Consider the following 18,476-nt stretch of genomic DNA (forward strand, 5'->3'; position numbering starts at 1 on the left):
ACCGCGCCGTGCTTTTCGGGTTGACACGCGCCCGGCCTTCGGTTATCGTGGCACATTATGAAAATACGTAACACGAGGACTCGCATGATAACCTGGCTCACCGTTCTCTCGCTTGGTCTGAACCTTTTTGTTCCTGTTGCGGTTGCGGAGAGCGAACCCCGGAAGGACGGCGCCCCCGCGGAGGAGCAGGCCTCGGCGCCCGCCATCCGGACGGAAATCGAGGTGCGGGCCGAGGCGCCCCTCGTGGAGGAAAACCTGCTGACGGTGGACCTGGTTTCCGCCTCCCGGGTGTCGAAGGCGCAGATGGAGGACTTGCAGGCCGTGGACCTGCTGACCGGGCTGCGCATGACCCCCGGGGTCCTGATCTCCCGCTACAACGTCGTGGGGAGCTACGGGGGCGGGGACGGCGGGACGCTCTTCATCCGGGGGATGGGTTCGGGCCGGCCGGGGGGGGAGGTCCAGTTTCTCGTGGACGGGGTGCCCAAGTTCAGCGGCGTGTGGACCCACCCGCTGATGGACGTCCTCTCCCTCGACTCGGTGGAGCATGTGGACGTGGTCAAGGGGGCCTCGCCGGTCCTCTACGGCAACATGAGCTTCGGCGCCGTGGAGATCCGCACCCGGCGCCGGGAACGGGAGGGTTCGGAAGGCGCCATCTCCACGGGCGGGGGCTCGTTCGGGACGCTCCTGACCCACCTGGACGGCGGGTTCCGGAGGGGGGCCTTCGACGCCTACGTCACGGCGGGGTACCGGAGCTCGGACGGGCACCGACCCCAGTCGGACGGGCGTGTGGAAGACTTCTTCGGCCGAGCCGGGTACACGCTGTCCCCGGGGTGGCGGCTGGACTTCACCCTCTCCCGGACCGACAGCTACGCCGACGACCCCGGCCCCGCCGGCGCCCCCCCGCCGCCGCGGGGCAAGTTCGCCATCCGCGACTGGACCGTGACGGCGACGCTGGAAAACGACACGCCGCGCGCCCGGGGGTATTTCCGCTTCTACCGGGACCAGGGGGCCATCCGGTGGGAGCAGTGGAACGCGGCGAAAAACCTCCCCCTGGACTCGGACACCGACTACGCCAACTGGGGCTTCCGGGCCCGCCAGACCTTCCCCCTGCTGCGGGGCCTGAAGGTGACCGCGGGCTTCGACGGCGACAACTACGGGGGGTCCTTCCGCGAGACCCTGGGCACGACCGTCAAGGTCAAGGACGAGGTCCGGATGTGGAACGCGGCCCCCTACCTCCTGGCGGAGGCGGAGTGGGGCAACCGGGTGAAGTTCGGCCCGGTGGCGGGCGTCCGGTACGACGTGAGCCGCTACTTCGGGACCTTCGCCGCCCCCCAGGCCGGGTTCGCCCTCTCCTTCGGGCGGACGAGGCTGCACGCCTCCGCCGGCCGCGGCTTCAACCTGCCGGGCGTCTACGCCGTGTTCTCCACCGCCGAATGGAACCAGGGCGACCGGTGGATGTCCCTGCGCCCGGAGAAGGTCCTCCACCTGGAAGGCGGGGTCTCCCACGCCTTCAACGACCGGCTGCGCCTGGACCTGACCCTCTTCCGGGACCGCGGGACCGACGCCCTCCGCTTCACCGCGCCGCCGCCCCACTACGACAACATCGGGTCCTACCGCACCCGGGGCGTGGAGGTCGCCGTGGGGGCCGACCCCCTGGACTCCCTCCACGCGTTCGCGGGGTACACCTTCCTGGACGCCGAGCCGGAGCGGCTCCCCTACGCCCCCCGCCACACCGCCCAGTTCGGCGTGAACTGGGACGCGTCCCGCCGCCTGCGCCTGTCCCTCGACGCCCAGTACGTGGGGGGGCGCTGGAGCGGGAACCCGCGCTACCCCGGCCCCCAGGCCTACATGGAAGGGTTTTTCCTCCTCAACGCGCGGGTGCGCTGGACCGTCTCGCCCCGGACCTGGACCCAGGCGCTGGTGGTTTACGCCGGCGTCGAAAACGTCACCGACGCGCGCTACGAGTACCGTCCCGGTTACGAGATGCCCGGGGCGACCTTCCAGTGCGGGCTGCGGCTGGCCCTGGACGGTGGGCGATGAGGGACACCCGCCCCCGGGACCTGGCCTACTGCGGCGTGCTGGGGGCCGCCGCCCTCCTCCTGCCCGTCGCCTTCCACATGGTCAGCCTCGGGTCCGCCTTCATGCCCATGTATCTGCCCCTGGTCCTGCTGAGCTTCCACGTGCGCCCCCTTCCCGCCGCCGTCACGGCGGTCATGACGCCGCTGCTCTCGGGCGCGGTGACGGGCATGCCGCCCTTCTACCCGCCGGTGGCCCTGGTGATGGCGATGGAACTGGGGGTGATGGCCGCCCTGGTGGCTTCTGTCCGAACCCGATGGCCGGGGGTCAACACGTGGGCGGTCCTGGTCCCGGTCCTGCTCCTCGGCCGGGCCCTCAACGTCGCCCTGGTGTACGGGCTGGCCCGGTTCATGGACCTGCCCGCGGCTTTCCTGGCCGGTCTCTCGTTCCTCAGCGGGTGGCCCGGGATCCTCCTGATGATGGCCGTGATCCCGGTGACGGTGCGGGGCGGGCTCCGCCGAACCACACTCCCGCCGGCCGTCCAACGGGGAGGGGCCGTGAACGCGGACGGGGAGGGAAGCGCTCCCACCGCCGCCGCGACCGCGGGAAACGGGAGGTGAGCCGCCGTGCGGACGTCCTGGCATGAGTTGTGGGGGTGCGGCCGGGGACCGGTGAAGCGGCTCGAACCCCGGGCCCGCCTGCTGGCCGGGGCCGGGGCCCTCGCGGCCTGCCTCCTGGCCCCGGCGGCGTCGTGGCCGGGGACGGGGGCGATCGCCGCGACCGTTCTGGCCTGGCTCGCCGCCTGCCGGCCCCCGGCGCGAAGGACCCTCGCCGCGGCGGGGCTGGGCTGCGTCCTGTTCGGCCCCTTCTTCCTCCTCGTCCCGTTCCTGCCCCCGACCTCCGCGGGCCCCGCCGGTTTCACCGTCCCCTGGAGTGTGTGTGCGAAGGGGTTCGGGTGCCTCTTCGTTTCCCTGGGGACGGTGGCCGCCCTGGGGGTGGCCGACTTCCACGACGGGCTGGCGCGACTGCCGCTTCCCCGGATCGTGCGCGCCATCCTGGGCCAGATCGTGCACCAGTCCGGCCACCTGGCGGCGGAGACCCGCCGGCTGACGTCCGCCCTGGCCGTGCGGGGCGCCTCGGGGGGCGGGGCGGCGGCCCTTCGCCTGGTGGTCGCCCTGCCGACGGTGTGGCTGCCGAGACTGTTGCAGCGGGCGGAGCGCCTGGCCATGGCCATGGAGGTCCGCGGCTACGACGGGGCGGGGCCCATCCCCCGCGGGGGCGCCGTGAGGGCGGCCGACGTGGCGGTCCCGTTGCTGGCCCTGGCCTGGGCGGGGGTTGCCGCCTGGCTCCGGTGGCGGGGGGGCGCGTGAACGAGCCCGCCCTCCGCCTGCAGGATGTGAGTGTCCGCTACGAACCCGGCGGCCCGGCCGTGCTCGAGGGGATCACCCTGGACATCGCCCCCGGGGAGCGGGTCGCCCTGCTCGGCCTGAACGGGTCGGGGAAGACCACCCTGCTCCTGGCGGTGGCCGGGCTCGTGCCGCACGAGGGGGAGATCCGCGTCGGGGGCCTTGCCCTGGGGCGACGAACCCTGCCGGAGGTCCGGAAGGGCATCGGCTTCCTGTTCAACGTCCCCGAGGACCAGTTGCTCTTCCCCCGGGTGATCGACGACACGGCCTTCGGGCTCCGCCGTCGGGGGGTTGCGCCCCCCGAGGCCGCCGCCGCCGCCCGGGCGGTGCTGGGTGACCTGGGCGTGGGCCACCTGGCCGATGCCCCGCTGCACCACCTGTCTCACGGCCAGAAGCAGCGCGTGGCCCTGGCGGGGGCCCTGGTCACGGGGCCGTCCCTCCTGCTGCTGGACGAGCCCTCTGCCGGCCTGGACCCGCCGGGGAAACGCAGCCTCGCCGGCACCCTTCGCTCGCTCCCCGCCGCGCAGCTCGTCGCCACCCACGACCTGGCCTTCGCCGCGCGCCTGGTCGACCGCAACGTTCTCCTGGAAGGCGGACGGATCGTCGAGGACACCGCCGACGCGTCCCGGGTCGAACGCCGGTGGGACGGCCCGGGCGGGCCCGTGGGCTGACGCCCTCCGCCGCGTTCCGGGGGCGGCGGCGCGGGCGCCCGGGCCGTTCCGCCTCTCGGACCGTTCGTGGCCGGCGCCCGCGCCTGGCCCCCGGCTGGGATGCCCCCTCCCCTTCGGGGCGGGGCGATCGAACGTCCAAACCCGATCCCCACCGATTCTCCCTCCCCTTCGGGGCGCGCAATACCCGGTTTCCGGTGACGTAATCAGCAGAAGGGGAAAAGAGAGTTGGGGTCAGTCCGCGGGATGGTCGGGATCGGCCTTCGCGGAGGTGACGCTGAGCAGGCAGTGCTCGACGCCCTTGAGGGATCTCAGCCGGTCGGCGAGGTGCTGGATGTCGCGGGCCGTCCCGCGCACCGCGACGATCTCGAGGCAGTGGTCGTGGTCGAGGTGGATGTGCTGGGCGGAGACGATCAGCGCCTGGTGGTCGTGCTGGAGGTCGGTGATGCGGTTGAGGAGGGTCCGGCGGTGGTGGTCGAAGATGAAGGTGACGGCGCCGGCCACCTCCTGGTTCTCGTCCCACTCCTTGCGCACCAGCTCCTGGCGGATGAGGTCCCGGAAGGCCTCGGAGCGGTTGGTGTAGTTCCGCTCCCGGATCAGCCGGTCGAACCGGTCCAGGAGGTTCTTCTCGAGGGAAACGCCAAAGCGGACCAGATGGGTCATGTCACAACCTCCCGTGAATCGGGGGGAGTCTCGCACAGACTCTCACGGGTTGTCAACGCCGGATGCGGCCCCAACTGTTTCCCATCTGTCCTTGCCCAGGCGTTGATGCCTCCAGGCTCCCTCCGCTGACCGAAAGCCTCGCTTCCCGTTTCCGCGTGCGAGTCGGACGTTTCCTTGCCCCTTCTACGCGATCCAGGCGCTGGTGAGAACGTGAAGCGTCCGGAGAGCCGCACCCTTCCCCCGGTTGATGGTCCGCTCGGTGCGCAGGATTTCGGCAACCCGCAGGGAGGCGGCCAGGGTGGACGCGCCCCCCGCGAACCCGCTCGAACCTAAGCAGAGGAGGATGTCTCCGCCGGCGAACAGGAGCCACCCGGTCATAGCCGCACCCGGAAAGAACGGGAGGGTTTGCAGGGGCAATGCACGGGTTTCACCCGGTGAGCCGGCATCGTCATTGCCGGTCCCGGAGTTCCGCTGCAAGGTGGGCGAGGAGCAGTTCCACCCGCTTGATTTCCCGGGTCACGGCCAAGCGTTCCAGCCTCGCCCAGTACCAGAGCTTGCACCCGACCGTCAGGATCACAAAAAGGAAGAAGCCGGCGCCCCATCGGAGCATGACCGGAACCTCCGCGGCACCGAAGAATTTCACCCCGCAGAACACGGCGAGCGCCGCGCAGGCCAGGAGGTTCGCCGTCATGATGATGCCCGCCCACCACATCCGACCCCGAAAGATCCCGGTCACCAGATCTTGCATGCCCGGCTCCCCGGACAGTTCGAGGTCCTTCACCCCTTCGGCCTCCAGGGCCTCGCGGATGAGGTCGTCCGCGCTTTTTTTCTCCGACATTTCACACCTCCAGGATCGCCCGCAGCCGCTCGCGGACGTGGTAAAGCCGGGACTTGACGGTCCCGGCCGGGATTTCGAGAATCCGGGCGATTTCCGCCACGGTCAGGGACTCGAGATAGAACATCTCTACCAGGGCCTGGGGTTCAGGGTCGAGGCCCCGAACGGCCCGGCGCAAACGGTACCGGTTGTCGCCCCGGGGTTCGGCCGTTGCCGCTAAGGGGGCGGCGGCGTCCAAGCCGGTGTTTTCCCGCCGCAGGCACTGCCGCCGCCTGATCCAGTCTGCGCAACGGCTGCGGACAATGCACAGCGCCCACGGGGCGAAGCAGGCGGGGTCCTGCAACCGCATCAGTCCCCGCGCGACGGCCATCCAGGCGTCCTGCACCGCCTCCCTCGCCCCCTCCCGGTCGCTAGTCAGCCGCAACGCGTAGCGCATCATCCTCGGGTGCCACAACTCGGCTAGGCGCGCGAACGCCTCGGCCCTCCCACTCTGGGTGGCCAACACCAACAACTCTTCGATGATCCGGTTACGTGAGCGCATCACAGCCTTCCATGGAATAGGTCTGTGCTCGAACTGCTCTGGTTCACTTAACCGCTGTTTCGATCAACCGCTGGATTCTGATCAACTCAGATTACTCCGTGACGGGGTAAACCAGATTGATGGTGCTGGTCTTCTCGTCAAACAATGCATCTTTCTTACTGGGAGTGACAGCCGGGTCTAAAATGACCGCGGCGTAGCTGTCGGTTTTGGCCCAGTCTCTCTTCAGGATGAAGGTGTAATCGGATTCGAAAGGCGAGAGAGCGCGGGAATCGTTTTCACCATCCTCGAAAGCGAATTTCAACAGCTTGATGCCGAAGGTGGCGATGTTTTCCGGGGTCAGAACAACTTCGGCGTACCAGATTTTTCCGGATTGATCCAAGGCCATGGCTCGGCGGCTCCCACCATCCCAGTCGCCAACTGCCGAATTTCCGTACAATTCACCCGATTTGACCCATTCGCCTTTGACATAAAGCGGAGCTTTGAAAACCGGTTTGACGGGAGCGCTGCAGGCCTTCCACTGGACGGCGACGACTTCATCCAGCCTGGCGATATTGACGTTCCATCGGATAGTAATCGAGCCTTCCGGAGCCGGGCGCAATTGATCCTCCGAATAACTGGCACCGGCTTGAACTTTGGTCCGTTCTTTCAGTCCGGCTTGGGGAACACGGAAGAAAATGGCGATATCTGTCCAGTAAATGAATGAATCGATGACGGTACCGCCTAGCTTGACGATTCCGGGTTTAGTTCCGAAACCGTTTCCTTCGACACTGACTAAAGTACCAGGCAGAACATTCAGCGGGCTGACGCTTTTGATGGTAGCGGCTTTTAGATCAATTGAAGCAGAACCTTTAAGCAGGTCGGGATCTTTGGCAACACTTCCAGCATAAATGCAACAGCTTGCAAAGCATGCGAAGAGAGCACCGGCAAACACTTTGTAAAAAACCGACATAACTCCTCCTTTCCGGCCTTTGGCTAAAAAATCATAGTAGATCTGAGTTTCTGAATTGTCGGGCCAATTCCCCGAAGCCGCCGGTCAACCGCAGCGCGTAGCACATCCGAGCCTCTTAAGAATCAGGTCTATTCTTGAGCTGCAACGGTTCATTTACTATTTTTTTCCGTGAAAGAGGTCCTTCACCCCTTCGGTCTCCAGGGCCTCCCGGATGAGGTCGTCCACACTGGCTTTTTGCGACATGGTCACACCTCCAGAATCGTCCGCAGTCGTTCGCGGACGTGATAAAGCCTTGATTTGACGGTCCCTGCAGGGATCCCGAGGACCCGGGCAATTTCCCCCACGGAGAGGGACTCGCGATAATACATCTCCACAAGGAAGCGCGATTCCGGGTCGAGACCCCGGATGGCTTCGCGCAAGCGCTCGGTCTGCTCTTCTGAAGAGGTGGTGGGCGAGGCGAGCCGGGCGGCGTCGTTCAGCCCCTCGGCACCCCGGCGCGAACGTTGCCGCCGCCGAACCCAGTCCGCGCATCGTCGTCGGGCGATGCTGAGCGCCCATCCGGGAAAGCCGGCAGGGTCCCTGAGCCTCGACAGTCCTCGTACCACCGACATCCATGCATCCTGCACCGCCTCCCGCGCCCCCTCCCGGTCGCCGGTCAGATGAAACGCGTAACCGAGCAGCCGCGGGTGCCACAGGGCCGCCAGGCGTTCGAACGCCTCGACCCGGCCCGCCTGGGCCTCCAGCACCAGCAGTTCATCGACGACCCGGCTTCTCGGCTTCATCCGTGCCTCTCTAGAAGTAGTCCGCCCGGCAGCCTCAACGGTTCATCGGATTTTTCCCGTGGGGCCGGAAATTGCCAATCGGCCGAAGAACCATGTCTTCCTTACAGCCGGCGAATGGCGCTCTCTGGGTCTTGAAACACCCCGTGGCCGGACTTCACGGAGCGTCGGACCGCCGCCCATCGGCGAGATCCCCGCGCCGCTGCGGAAGCCTTCGCGGCACGGGGAAAGCGGCGCTCCGGCAACCTCCGCGCCGCACTCCACCTGAGCTCGACGTCACCCCGTCCGTGCCCCCGTGAAAATCACGCCCCTGCCCGGCGGCGCACCCGGCTTCTGAGCTTCTTCTCGAGGCCCACGACGGCCGACAGCGCCAGGCTCAGCAACGCGATGACCCCCCAGGCGGGGGCATCGATCGGGGCGGAGCCGAACAGCCGGTTCAGGGTCGGCAGGTACGCGAAGGCGAGCTGAAGGGTCAGCATGACCCCGGCGCCGGCCCAGGCCCAGGGATTGGAGAAAAGGCCGACGGCGATGGCGGACCGGGAGAGGGAGCGGCAGTTGAAGAGGTAGACCAGTTCGCCGACGACGATCATCGTCACCGCCGACGTCCGCGCGGTGACCACATCGCTCCCTCGCCAGAGTTCCCACTCGAAGAGCGCGAAGACGGCTCCGCACAGGAGCAGCGAGACCAGGACCACCCTCCCGATCAACACCCCGTCGAGGAGCGGCAGGCGGGGGTCGTGCGGGGGGTGGTCCATGAGCCCGGGTTCCTTCGGTTCGAAGGCCAGCGTGAGCCCGAGCGCGGCGGCGGTGGTCATGTTGATCCAGAGAAGCTGTATCGGGACGACCGGCAGGGTTGCGCCGAGAAGGATGGCCGTGAGGAGCACGAGGCACTCTCCCCCGTTGGTCGGCAACGTCCACACGATGAACTTTCGCAGGTTGTCGAAGACGCCCCGCCCTTCCTCGACGGCGGCCTCGATGGTGGCGAAGTTGTCGTCGGTGAGCACCATGTCGGCCGCCTCGCGGGCGACCTCGGTCCCGCCGAGGGCCATGGCCACGCCGATATCCGCCCGCCGGAGGGCGGGCGCGTCGTTCACGCCGTCGCCGGTCATCGCGACGACGTTCCCGCGAGCCTGCAGCCCCTCGACGAGCCGCAGCTTGTGCTCGGGCGAGACCCGCGCGAAGACGTCGACCCGATCGGCGGCTTCGATGAGTTCCGCGTCCGCGAGGCCGTCGAGATCACGGCCCGAAAGCGCCTTCGGGCCGCCGGCCTCCCCCTCCCCGATGCCGATTTGACGGGCGATCGCCGCGGCGGTGACGGCGTGGTCGCCGGTGATCATCTTCACGCGGACGCCGGCCCGGCGACAGGCCGCGATGGCGGCGGCCGCCTCCGGCCGGGGCGGGTCCATCATCGCCTGCAGCCCGAGGAAGACCATTCCCTCCCCGATATCCCCATGGCCGATCCGGCGGGTTTCCTCGGGAAGTTCCTTGCGGGCGAGGGCCAGAACGCGAAGGCCCGACGCGGCGAGGCCGTCCGCGGCCTTCCGGATCGTGTCGGGGTCCAGGGGCCCGACGCCGTCCGGGGTGAGGGCCGCCCCGCTCCGCTCGAGGACCTTCTCCAGCGCGCCCTTGAGGTAGACGACCCGCGGGAGGCCGGGGCCGGCGTCGTGGAGCGTGGCCATGTACTGGTGCTGCGACTCGAAGGGGATCGCGTCGAGGCGGGGGCACTCGCGACGGGCGTCCTCGGGCCGAAAACCGCCCTTGCGGGCGGCGACCACCAGGGCGGCCTCGGTGGGGTCCCCCTGGGCCGTCCACCGCCCTCCGTCGTGGACCACCTCGGCATCGTTCGCCAGAAGCCCCGCCCGGAGGCATTCGCGGAGGGACGCGTGGTGTTCCGGCTCGATCCTCGACCCCCCGTCTTCCAGCTGCCCCACCGGGTCCCAGCCGGTGCCGGTGACGGAGAAGGTCTCCCCGCCGGCCACGATGACCTGGACCGTCATCTGGTTCTGCGTGAGGGTCCCGGTTTTGTCCGTGCAGATGACGGTGGTGCTGCCGAGCGTCTCGACTGCCGGGAGCTTCCGGATGATCGCCCGACGGGCGGCCATCCGCGCCACGCCCGCGGCCATGATGATGGTGACGGCCGCGGGAAGCCCCTCGGGGATCGCCCCGACGGCGAGGGCCACCGACGCCATGAACATTTCGAAAGCCTTCTGGCCATGCAGCATGCCGGCGGCGAACGTCAGGGCGGCCAGGCCGAGGATCACCCCGAGAAGCAGGTTGGAGAACGCGTGAACCTTCTTCGTCAGGGGGGTCTGGAGGACTTCCGTGGAGGAGATGAGTTCCGAGATCCGGCCGATCTCGGTGGCGTCGCCGGTGGCGACGACCACGCCGACGGCGGTGCCGTAGGTGACCAGCGTCGACGAGTAGGCCATGTTCCGGCGGTCACCGAGCGGAAGGTCCCGGGGCAGAAGGGTCTCTTCCTTGGGGGTGGGAACCGATTCCCCGGTGAGGGCCGACTCGTTGACCTGGAGGTCACGAACCGCGACGAGCCTCAGGTCGGCGGGGACCTTGTCGCCCGACTGGAGCAACACCACATCGCCCGGGACGAGGTCTTCCGAGGGGACCCGCTCCTTCCGTCCCGCCCTGAGCACGGCGGCCTCGCTCGTGAGGCTCCCGGCCAGCGCGCTGATGGCGCGCAGCGCCTTGGCCTCCTGCAGGTAGCCCACGATCGCGTTCACGAGGACGACGCCGAAGATGACGGCCGACTCGACCAGTTCGGCGAAGGCGAGCGTCACAGCCGTGGTGGCGAGCAGGATGTAGACGAGCGGTTGATGAAACTGCAGCAGGAATTGCACCAGGGGGCTTCGGGCGCGCTTCTCGGTCAGTCGGTTCGGGCCGAAGTGCTCCCTCCGGTGACCGAGTTCGAAGCGGTCCAGCCCCTTGTCCGGATCCACGCTGAGGATCTCGAGGACTTCCTCCCGGGGGAGATGGTGCCAGTGTTTGCCGAGCAGTGTCTGCATGGTTGATACTCCGGTTTCGATCCGGCAGGGCAGTCGGTCGCTAGGACCTCGCCTTGAGCCGGTTGATCCGCCAGGCCAGCGCCGGGGGCGTGAGCAGGGTGGTGACGACGACCATGACCACCAGGGCGGAATAGACCGCCGGGGAGATCAGCGGGGCCCCGCCAAGAGTCAGGGTGAGCCCGGCATTGGCGAAGATGAGGCCCACCTCGCCGCGGGGGATCATCCCCAGCCCCACCGTCAGGCGGTCGATGCCCTTGGTCCAGACGCCCAGGGAGCAGGCTTGCTTTCCAATGACGGCGGCCACGGTGAGGGCGCCGGCGAGGCCCAGGACCCGGGGGTCGCCGAAGGCCGCCAGGTCGGTGTGCAGCCCCATGAGGACGAAGAAGACCGGGACCAGGAACAGGGATAGGGGGTGAACCAGGTCTTCCAGGGACCGTTCGCCCCGCTCGATGAAGCGTTCGTACTGCGACTCCTCCAGAATCAGGCCGGCGGCGAAGGCGCCCACGATGGCGGCCAGGCCGACGGCGTCAGCCGCCCAGGAGAAACCGAAGCAGATGGCCATCCCCGCCGTCAGCAGCACGCCCCGGCTCCTCAGCCTGGAGGCCGCCTTCATGAAGCCGGGGGCGAGGAAAGACCCCGCGACGATGGCGCCCCCCAGGAAAAGGAAGGACTTGAGAGCGATCCAGCCGACCGCCCCGGCCGAGGGGGCGGTCCCGGTCCCGGCCGCGACGACAAAACCGGTGGTCACCGACAGCACCACCAGGCCCAGCACGTCGTCGATGACCGCCGCCCCCAGGATGATGCGGGATTCGATCCGGCGCGACCACTCCAGGTCCTTGAGCACCCGGGCGGTGATCCCCACACTGGTGGCGCACAGGGTGGCCCCGAGAAACAGGTGGAGATAGGTGCTGGCGTCCGGGAGGAGCAACACCCCCACGCCCCACCCGAGACCGATGGGGGCCACCACGCCCAGAACCGCCACGACCAGGGCGGGCAGGCCCACGGACATCATCTCCTTTACCGTGGACTCCAGGCCCACCTCGAACAGGAGGAGCAGGACCCCGAGTCCGGCCACCACGGCCACGAAGGGGTCGGTCTTCACCGGTTCGAAAAGGGTGACGCCCGCGTGGCGGAGGTTGCCGAGCAGCACTCCGGCCAGGAGTTCACCGAGGACGGCGGGCTGCCCGAGGCGCACCGCCGCCTCACCCCCCAGTTTCGCAACGGCGAGGACGGCGGCCAGGACCAGGGCGTAGTGGGCCGAGGGGTCGCCGTGAGCGCCCCCCCCGGCGAAGGCGTAGGACACCGGGAGGGCGGCGAGGGCGAGAAGGAGGAGTAAACGGTTTGGGTTCATGGTTTCCTTTTCTTTTGTAGGCGCCGCCTGCCGGGCGGCGCGGTTTCGGCCGAAGCGCGGGTGCGCCATCCGGCAGATGGCGCGTACCGTAGGCGCCGCCTGCCGGGCGGCGCGGTTCCGGTCGCAGCGCGGGTGCGCCATCCGGCAGATGGCGCGTACCGTAGGCGCCGCCTGCCGGGCGGCGCGGTTTCGGCCGGAGCGCGGGTGCGCCATCCGGCAGATGGCGCGTACCGTAGGCGCCGCCTGCCGGGCGGCGCGGTTTCGGCCGCGGGGCGGGTGCGCCATCCGGCAGATGGCGCGTACGGCCGGCAGATGGCGCGTACCGCAGGCGCCTACGGTGCGGCGGGGAGCAGGATCAGGGCCCAGCGCTCCCCGTCGGCAACGACGTCCAGGCGGTCTCCGGGAAAACGTTCCTTCGCCCGGCGCGTCAGTTCCGCGTTCATCCGCTCCCAGGCCGACCGGGTCCGGGCACCCCGGGCCCCGGCGGGGTCGCGCAGTTCCAGCCTCGCGCGGAAGGGGACCCCGGCGGCCAAGCCGTCGAGGGCCCGGAACGCCGGATCCAGGGACCCGGTCCCGTTGACCGGCCGCTCGGAGGCGAACACCGTGGCATCGACCCGCTCTTCCCGGACCGTGACGCTGAGGCCCGCTTCCCTCTCGAAAACCGCGGCGAGGAGGGTGGTGTCCGCGGTCGGCGTGTCCTTCCCCACCAGGCGGCCCAGGGTGAGGACATCCCCCTGGTCGCCGATTTCCAGGGCCCACCCGTACCACCCCGCGGCGGGGTCCGTCTCCCCGAGCCAGGTGAAGAACGCGCGGCACCTCCCGCGGAGGGCCTCCTCGAGGGCCGGGGACGGGGCCTTTGCCAGCAGCGTCACGTCGTAAGGCCCGTCGGCCCCGTTCATCCCGAACCGGAGTTCCGCCAGTTGCCGGTTGAGCTGTTCGCTGGATTGCTGCAGGCTCCGGTTCATGTACTCCGACGAGGGGATCACCTCGAGGGCCAGGTTCGGCGGCCGCCCCGCGGCGGCGGCCAGGCGGGTGAGGAGTTCCCCGCGGAGGGCCGTCTCGGAGCCCGGTGTGCCCACCACCGTCAAGCGGACGGTGACGGCGCCGTGGCTCACGATGCTCTGCCGGCGCAGGACCCGGTGCTTTTTCTCGAAGTCGTCCAGCACGGTGCTCACCCGGTGTTTCGTGTTGATCTCCCAGGTGACCCTTCTCAGGGCGACCCCGAGGGGGAAGGCCACGACGACCACGAAGAGGAGGGGGAGGATCAGGCGCAGATGGTGCCAGCGGGCGAGGACCCCGTTGATGCGGGTCGATCCGAAGAACCGGAAGAGGAGGCTCCGCCGGTCCTCGTCCTTGAGGGCTTCCGGTTCCACCTTCTGGGAGTTTTCCCGCCCGAAGCCGAGGGCAAGGAAGAAGAGGTCGGTGACCAGGATGATGGCGGAGAGGTTGGCGGTGAAGAGCAGCAGCGAGCCCGTGGCCACGGCGGCGTTCGCCGTCCCGACCCCGAAACCCGCCACGCACAGGGGCGGCACCAGGGCGATGGCGATGGCCGTGCCCGCCGCCGCGGTGAAGACGTCGTGGGCGTTGCGGGCGGCGGTGAAGGCGGCGGCCAGTCCGCAGAAGAGGGCCACGGCCAGGTCGAGCGCCGTGGGTTGCGTGCGGGCCAGGATCTCCGACGTCACCTCCTGGAAGGGGAGCAGGAGGGTCATCAGGGCGGCGAGCCCCACCACGAAGACGATGCTCTTGAGCGTGCGGGTGGTGGCCCGGGCGGCGAGGTAGGGGTGCCCGATGCTGAAGGAGACGCCCACCTGGACGATGGGCGTCATGAGCGGGGACACCAGCATGGCCCCGATCACGACCCCCGTGGAGTTGAGCACCAACCCCAGGTGGGCGATCCCCGCGGCGATGGCCAGCTGCAGCCAGTAGGCCAGGGGGTGGCGCTCGGTGGCCTGATACAGGTCGATCAGGGACCCCACCCGGTTTTCGGGTTCGATCCCCAGCAGGCGTGACAGTCGGTCCTGTACCCTCATATGTCTCCTCTCCGGAAAAGGACGTTCTTCCGTACCATCGCCCTCCGGGCAATGGACTCCGGGGATAAACTCCAGGCGACGGACGGTCTAAGTGCATCGCCCGGAGGGCGATGCTACAGGCTTTCGGCCGGGTGGACGGCCACCCTGCCGACCCCGCTCACAGGTGGGAGAAGCCGTCCGTTTCCTTCTCCTCCCGTGTTTCCAGACCCTTTTCCAGGGCCCGGCGGGCGATGTCCCTCCCCCCGAGGCCGAAGGCGATGGCCAGGCCCAGCATGACGGCCCCGAAGGCGATGGTGAAGGCCGAGGTGACGATGCTGCTGGCGATCTTCAACTGTTCCAGGGCCATGGCGAACGCCAGGACCGTCACGAGCCATTTTACCACGAGACCGAGGATGCCGGGGGAGGGGATGTGGGAGTTGACCGCGGCGAGCAGGGCGGCCCGGGAGAGGAAGGACCCCACGAGGGCGCCCAGGATGAGGATGAGAACGGCGGAGGCGATGTTGGGCAGGTAGAGGATCAGTTCGGTGTTGAAGCGCTTGAACGCCTCGATGCCCATCGCCTTCATCCCGGAGGCGGTGAAGAGGAGGAACACCAGCCAGAAGAGGATTCTCCCCACCAGGTCCGACGGGTTCGCCCGGATGTCGGCCCGGGCCAGGAGGTGGGTCAGCCCCGCGTTCCCGCAGAAGCGGTCGAAGCGGGTCACGCGGAGGAGGGACCGGACGATCCGCTTGAGCACCCAGGCCACCACGAGCCCCGCGAGGATGATCAGCAGGGCGGAGAGAAAGCCGGGCAGGAAAGCCAGGAAACCGTCGCGGAGATTCTCCCAGGTTGAAACCAGGATATCCTTGATTGAATTGGTCATGGGCGATTACCTCCATTGGCGTCCCACTCCTCCACGAGGAAGGGTTTCCCGGCCTCGTACGTCAGGCACAGGTCCTCCAGGTTCTTCTCCACCGCGTCGGCGTCGGCGTCGGCGGTCTCCAGGACGAACGAGGCGGTACGGGCCAGGTAGAGCGGCGTCAGGGCGCCCAGGATGTGCTCCCGGGTGATGGAAGCGCGGTGCCAGGCCAGGCCGAGGTCGTAGACGGTCCGGACCCACAGGTCGGCGGGGTAGCGGAAGTCCCCGTCGCCGAGCGCGGCGAGGGAAAGGATGCCCTCGAGGGTGCGCCGGTTCAGGATCCTCTCCCAGATTCCCCGAAGGTCCCGGGCGGCATCGCGGAACCGTGCCAGCATGCGCCCGGTGTTGACGGAGACCGGCTCGAGGCCCACGGCGTGTTCGAAGCCGAAGAGGGGGACGGGGTGGGAGCCCCGGAGGGTCGCCCAGGACCGGTGGTGAGTCTCCATGAGGGCGAAGACGGAGCCCACCACCTGGGTCAGCATGGCGCTGAGGTCCGTGGCCGGGTCCTTGGCGTCGTGAATCTTGGCACCGAGAAAGGACTGGCAGACCCGGTACCCGCCGGCGATGGCCGTGGTGGTCATCCAGATGTCGATGCCGAACCGCGCCACGTCGGTGTGCCAGACGTCCCCGGCCAGGTAGTGGGAGGCCAGGGCCCCGGAGAACCCGAAGTCGCCGCCGATGGGCTGCCGCACCCGGCGTCCGTAGAGCGCCCGGGTCAATGGGTAGACGATGCTGTTGGTGATGGTCCCGTCGTACTTGTGCCGGAGGTAGAGGGGGGCCACGAAATCGAAGCCCTCCCGCAGGACCGGGCTGACCAGGAGGTCCACCCACTCGGGGGTGATGGAGCGCAGGTCCGCGTCCACCACGACGCAGGCCTTTGCCCCCAGCCTGACCGCGATCTCGAGGATGGTCCGGATGGCGCTGCCTTTCCCGGGGATGCCGTGGTAGGGGGTGATGATCCGGTGGATGGGGAAGAGCGGGTGGGCGATGCACAGGGCCCGGTAATCGCTGACGGCGGCTTCCCTCGCGACGGCGGGCGTCCCGTCGGCGGAGCCCCCGTCGGAGTTGACCAGGATCCCCCGCCGGTCGGGGAAGTACTTGGCGAGACCGGCGCACACGGCGCGGACCACGTGGGCGATGGTCCGGGCGTTGTTGAAGCTCGGGATCCCCACCACGATGTCGGCCTGCCCGACGGCCTCGAGTTCGGGGCACGCTTTGTCCGTCATGGCAGCCTCTTCTCCCTCAGGATCTCCCCAACGGCGCGATTCCACCCCTGTGGCCCGATGCCGCCGGCCCGGCGGGCCCCGGGGACCTCCCTCAGCAGGTCCGGGTGATACTCGCCCGATGGGCGCTGGACGATCACCGGCAGATCGACGTTTTTCAACATCGGGATGTCGTTGGGGCTGTCGCCGAGGCCCACGGTGAAAATCGGCTCGAAGCGGCACTGGAGGACCAGTTGGGTCAGCATCCGGATGGCCTTGCCCTTGTCGCTGCCCCCGAACACGTGGTGGAAGCGGCCTCCGCGCGACAGGGCCAGACCCTCCTTTTCCGCCTCGGCGGAGAGGATGCGCAGGTCCGTCTCCGGGTCCGGCCCGGTCAGCCGGAAGGGCTCGTCGAATTCCCGGACGGCGGCGCGGCAGGCCTCCTCGTACGTCAGCCCGCACTCCCGGACGATCTCCTCCGGGGTGAGGTCGTTGAACCCGGTGATCCGGAGCCCCTTCTCCTCCCGCATCCGCCGGAGGAACTCCGTGAGGCGCGCGTAGGGCGCCCCCAGTTCGACGCGGATCCAGTCGGGGCCGCGCTCGGCGCCGGGGACGCTCGCCCCGAAAAGCCGGGAGGGGAAGTAGAAGGCCCCGCCGTTCTCCACGATGAAGGGGTGGTGAAAACCCAGTTCGTCAAGGATGGGGCGGAGTTCCTCGCAGGTCTTGCTGGTGCAGGGCACCAGCAGGGCCCTGCGCCCGCGGAGGCGCTCGAGGGCGGGCAGGGCGGCCTCGAAGGAGTAGGTCCGCTCGTCGAGGAGCGTCCCGTCCAGGTCGGTGAAGAAGATGGGCATCACCGCGGGTCACTCGGGTGCATTGTCCGCCTCCACGGCGTCCCGGAGTTCGTCCAGGAAGCTGGGCATGGCCGCCGTGACCCGGTTCCAGTTGGGGATCAGGGGCTGCCCCAGTGGGTCCTCCAGGAAGGACTCCCCGGCGAGGCGGATGCTCTGGGCGAAAGTTTCCACCGCCACCTCCTCCGCGTGCCGGTCGAAAACCAGCCCGTCGATGAGGGCGTCGGCGTGGTAGCGGGTGATGGTGTCCTCCGCCGTGCGGATGTAGGTGACCTGCAAGGTCCGGAACAGGCCGGCGGAGAGCACGACCCCCTCCGAGGCCAGCACGCGGAAGATGGTCTTGGCGATGTCCACCGCCATCTTCATGAGCCCCTTGGACGGGTCCCCCGCCGAGAGGGCCTGGTGCTTGTGTTCGTAGGTGCTGCAGAGTTCCGCCTGGCAGATCCGCTTGAGGGAGCAGTTGCGGAAGATCTCGGCCAGGACGCCCACCTCGAGTCCCCAGTCGCCGGGGATGCGGTTGACCCGGGCCAGGTCGGTGCGCATGGCGAACTCCCCCGCCAGTGGGTATCGGAAGCTGTCCAGGAAGTCGAGGAAAGGCACGTGGCCGAGGATCCGCTGGAGGGACCGGGTCAGGGGGGTCATCAGCAGTCGGGTGACCCGGCCGTGCATGCGGTCGGTGACCCGGGCGTAGAAGCCCTTGCAGAACTCGAAGTTGATGTTGGGGTTGGTGACGGGGTAGCACAGGCGGGCCAGCAGTTCCCGGTCGTAGGTGAGGACGTCGCAGTCGTGGAGGGCGATCACCTCGCACGTGCGGTCCGCCAGGACGAAGCCGTAGGCCAGCCAGCAGGACCGGCCCTTCCCGTCCTCGCCGATGGGCAGGTTGTTCGCTCGCAAGCGGCTGTAGAGGTCCTGCATCCGGGGGCCGCTGTTCCAGATGAAACGAACCTCCTGGGGGAGTTCCGCCATCATGGCCCGCGCCTGGCGGTACTGCTCCCGGTCGGCCCCGGCCAGGGTCAGGACGATCTGGCGGAGGTAGGGGACTTCCTTGAGGTCCGCGATGATCTTCGGCATGGCCGGCCCCTCGAACTCCCGGAAGAGGGCGGGCAGGACCAGGGCCACGGGCCGCTGACGGGCGTAGACGGCCAGTTCGCGTTCCAGGCCCTCGTGGCCCTTCTCAACGAGGCGGTGAAGGGTGGCGACGACGCCGGTCTGGTAAAAATCAGCCATGGGATCCTCCTTGTGTTCAAATCGGCAGGGCCGGCCCTGTCCGGGT

17 protein-coding genes are annotated in these 18,476 nt (G+C 68.7%); 4 read left to right on the plus strand and 13 right to left on the minus strand.

Annotated features, from left to right (window positions below; genetic code table 11):
• Window positions 1–84 precede the first annotated feature (84 nt).
• Genes KA419_13720 through KA419_13735 form a run of 4 tightly spaced genes read left to right on the plus strand, consistent with a single transcriptional unit; the run spans window position 85 to window position 4,093 of the window.
• The gene (locus KA419_13720) at window positions 85–2,040 is read left to right on the plus strand and encodes a TonB-dependent receptor plug domain-containing protein (protein ID MBP7866995.1); all 1,956 of its coding nucleotides are present in this window, start codon (window positions 85–87) and stop codon (window positions 2,038–2,040) included.
• On the plus strand, window positions 2,037–2,636 hold the full coding sequence (locus KA419_13725) for a hypothetical protein (GenBank protein MBP7866996.1): 600 nt from the start codon (window positions 2,037–2,039) through the stop codon (window positions 2,634–2,636). The genes KA419_13720 and KA419_13725 overlap by 4 nt, the downstream gene beginning before the upstream one ends.
• Window positions 2,637–2,642: 6 nt before the next feature.
• Window positions 2,643–3,386, plus strand: a complete 744-nt coding sequence (locus KA419_13730) for a hypothetical protein (GenBank protein MBP7866997.1) — start codon at window positions 2,643–2,645, stop codon at window positions 3,384–3,386.
• Window positions 3,383–4,093, plus strand: coding sequence for an ABC transporter ATP-binding protein (locus KA419_13735; GenBank protein MBP7866998.1), 711 nt, complete (start codon window positions 3,383–3,385; stop codon window positions 4,091–4,093). The genes KA419_13730 and KA419_13735 overlap by 4 nt, the downstream gene beginning before the upstream one ends.
• 231 nt (window positions 4,094–4,324) lie before the next feature.
• On the opposite strand, the gene nikR is transcribed toward KA419_13735, so the two are convergent.
• The 13 genes from nikR to KA419_13800 form a co-directional block, all read right to left on the minus strand.
• A complete protein-coding gene (gene nikR, locus KA419_13740; protein ID MBP7866999.1) occupies window positions 4,325–4,753 on the minus strand; it encodes a nickel-responsive transcriptional regulator NikR in 429 nt (142 codons plus the stop codon).
• 183 nt (window positions 4,754–4,936) lie between these two features.
• Window positions 4,937–5,131: a hypothetical protein gene (locus KA419_13745; GenBank protein ID MBP7867000.1), complete on the minus strand. Its 195-nt coding sequence runs from the start codon at window positions 5,129–5,131 to the stop codon at window positions 4,937–4,939.
• 70 nt (window positions 5,132–5,201) lie between these two features.
• Window positions 5,202–5,591: a hypothetical protein gene (locus tag KA419_13750; GenBank protein ID MBP7867001.1), complete on the minus strand. Its 390-nt coding sequence runs from the start codon at window positions 5,589–5,591 to the stop codon at window positions 5,202–5,204.
• 1 nt (window position 5,592) lies between these two features.
• On the minus strand, window positions 5,593–6,129 hold the full coding sequence (locus KA419_13755; protein MBP7867002.1) for a sigma-70 family RNA polymerase sigma factor: 537 nt from the start codon (window positions 6,127–6,129) through the stop codon (window positions 5,593–5,595).
• Between the two features lie 91 nt (window positions 6,130–6,220).
• Window positions 6,221–7,078 (minus strand): hypothetical protein, encoded by an 858-nt coding sequence (locus KA419_13760; GenBank protein MBP7867003.1) that lies wholly within the window; start codon window positions 7,076–7,078, stop codon window positions 6,221–6,223.
• 245 nt (window positions 7,079–7,323) lie between these two features.
• Window positions 7,324–7,860, minus strand: coding sequence for a sigma-70 family RNA polymerase sigma factor (locus KA419_13765; GenBank protein MBP7867004.1), 537 nt, complete (start codon window positions 7,858–7,860; stop codon window positions 7,324–7,326).
• 299 nt (window positions 7,861–8,159) lie between these two features.
• Window positions 8,160–10,874 (minus strand): cation-transporting P-type ATPase, encoded by a 2,715-nt coding sequence (locus KA419_13770; protein ID MBP7867005.1) that lies wholly within the window; start codon window positions 10,872–10,874, stop codon window positions 8,160–8,162.
• Between the two features lie 40 nt (window positions 10,875–10,914).
• A complete protein-coding gene (locus KA419_13775) occupies window positions 10,915–12,225 on the minus strand; it encodes a cation:proton antiporter (protein MBP7867006.1) in 1,311 nt (436 codons plus the stop codon).
• A 332-nt stretch (window positions 12,226–12,557) separates the two neighbouring features.
• Complete coding sequence (locus tag KA419_13780) at window positions 12,558–14,255, minus strand: DUF389 domain-containing protein (protein MBP7867007.1); 1,698 nt, start codon at window positions 14,253–14,255, stop codon at window positions 12,558–12,560.
• A gap of 157 nt (window positions 14,256–14,412) precedes the next feature.
• Window positions 14,413–15,117 (minus strand): hypothetical protein, encoded by a 705-nt coding sequence (locus KA419_13785; protein ID MBP7867008.1) that lies wholly within the window; start codon window positions 15,115–15,117, stop codon window positions 14,413–14,415.
• Window positions 15,114–16,379 carry a glycosyltransferase gene (locus KA419_13790; protein ID MBP7867009.1) on the minus strand — a complete coding sequence of 422 codons (1,266 nt, stop codon included), beginning with the start codon at window positions 16,377–16,379 and terminating at the stop codon, window positions 15,114–15,116. Before KA419_13790 ends, KA419_13785 begins: the two co-directional genes overlap by 4 nt.
• Window positions 16,376–17,206, minus strand: coding sequence for an HAD-IIB family hydrolase (locus KA419_13795; protein MBP7867010.1), 831 nt, complete (start codon window positions 17,204–17,206; stop codon window positions 16,376–16,378). Before KA419_13795 ends, KA419_13790 begins: the two co-directional genes overlap by 4 nt.
• Before the next feature lie 9 nt (window positions 17,207–17,215).
• On the minus strand, window positions 17,216–18,430 hold the full coding sequence (locus KA419_13800; GenBank protein MBP7867011.1) for a glycosyl transferase: 1,215 nt from the start codon (window positions 18,428–18,430) through the stop codon (window positions 17,216–17,218).
• Window positions 18,431–18,476: the final 46 nt, after the last annotated feature.

The sequence above is a fragment of the Acidobacteriota bacterium genome (assembly GCA_018001935.1).
GTDB lineage: Bacteria > Acidobacteriota > JAAYUB01 > JAAYUB01 > JAAYUB01 > JAGNHB01.